Here is a 1,324-nt window from a genome sequence, read left to right as displayed (position 1 = left end):
ATTATTGGGCTCAGCAGCGATAATGCCAATGTGTGCTGTATCGGCAAATGCCATTTTGTAGAGTTTATAACTTCGACGGGCATGTACATCGCCAGAATAAAGATCGATAGTGATCTGGCCCGGCTTATTTTCGCTGAACCAATCTCTTACCATCACGGCACTGAGGTAGGTGCGATCTTGAGCGGAAGCGGGGGTAGGAAGGGTGATTAATTGATCAGCTTTAATGCCATGTTTGGCTAGAAACGCACTGGCTTGTTCGGCATAAGTAGCATGAACAGGATTAATATGCCTATTGTCGGGGCCGCCGGTGGTAATAAGCAGCTGGTAATCGCCTTGTTTAAACTGGGCAATAGCGGTTAATAAGGCTGGCTCGGCGAGCCAGCCTTCGACAACCAAATATTGACCTTTGATCGGTTGATCTTGCGCTAAAAAGTAGCCGATGTTGCGAAACACAACATTCAACACGGTGGCAATAACCACGGTGAAGATAATCAGGCCCCAAAAAGTTGGCAGCCAGACCTGACGACGCTTAAATAATGAGGGTAAAGCCATAGCGCACTATAAAGCGGGATAAAATACTTAGTCTTTTTGCTCTAACTGGAAGCTATTATTATCGTCGACGATATGATGTTCTAGATCCAGAATTTCTTCTTCAGGTTCATTCATATGAATCATTTGACCATTGACTGCCGAGCCCATGGCCATCTCAAGCAAGTGGTAATAAACATTGCCTTTAATTTTCGCCTTGGGTGCCAGTTCTACATGCTCAGAGGCATAGACATTGCCAATAATAGTGCCATTGACCACCAGATTAGGGACTCTGACTTCACCCTCAACCGTGCCCATTTCACTTAAGGTGAGAACCGAATCGCTGTCACCCGTTGCATTAATATTGCCAGCAATGCTGCCATCGATGCGCAAGCCACCACTGAAGCTGATATCACCTTTGATGTGAGTATGCTGCCCTATTAGCGTATCAATACGGGTAGATTTACCTTTGCGTTTATTTTTCTTGAACATCTCTCACCTCAGTTAGTATGCGTCTTCAACTTGCCAGTCAAAAATTTGTGACACGGTTTTCTTTTTCTTTTGTTTAATCGTGATAATAATCTTTTCTGGTTCAATATTGTCGGTTATTTTTAATTGACCTTCAATCACTTGTACATGACGTAGATTGAGCAAGTGTTCTTTTACCGTGATGTTTTCGGTTTTGCCATTGCGTTTTGTTGCGGTGCTAATGGTAATTGTACCCGTGAGTGCTTTGGTGATTTTTTGCCCTTGAGTGATGACAACGCGGTAGCGGAAGCTGTCGGCGGAATGAGCA

General features: G+C 44.2%; 3 protein-coding genes. All 3 read right to left on the bottom strand.

The window, feature by feature from the left end; all coding sequences use genetic code 11:
- Positions 1-552 (bottom strand): hypothetical protein (locus AC3AYF_RS21230; RefSeq protein ID WP_487780451.1); only part of this gene is annotated, 552 nt, incomplete at its 3' end.
- A gap of 27 nt (positions 553-579) precedes the next feature.
- Positions 580-1,020 carry a bactofilin family protein gene (locus tag AC3AYF_RS21225; RefSeq protein ID WP_487780450.1) on the bottom strand — a complete coding sequence of 147 codons (441 nt, stop codon included), beginning with the start codon at positions 1,018-1,020 and terminating at the stop codon, positions 580-582.
- A 12-nt stretch (positions 1,021-1,032) separates the two neighbouring features.
- A partial coding sequence (locus AC3AYF_RS21220; RefSeq protein ID WP_487780449.1) for a DUF6776 family protein occupies positions 1,033-1,324 on the bottom strand: 292 nt, incomplete at its 5' end.

The organism is Salinicola sp. (assembly GCF_982684285.1).
The sequence above is the reverse complement of the archived record's forward strand: the minus strand, read 5'-3'. Positions and strand labels throughout refer to the sequence as shown.

Excerpts from the sequence above, each read along its gene's own strand:
- AC3AYF_RS21225 (WP_487780450.1), bottom strand. The coding sequence starts at position 1,020 with ATGTTCAAGAAAAATAAACGCAAAGGTAAATCTACCCGTATTGATACG.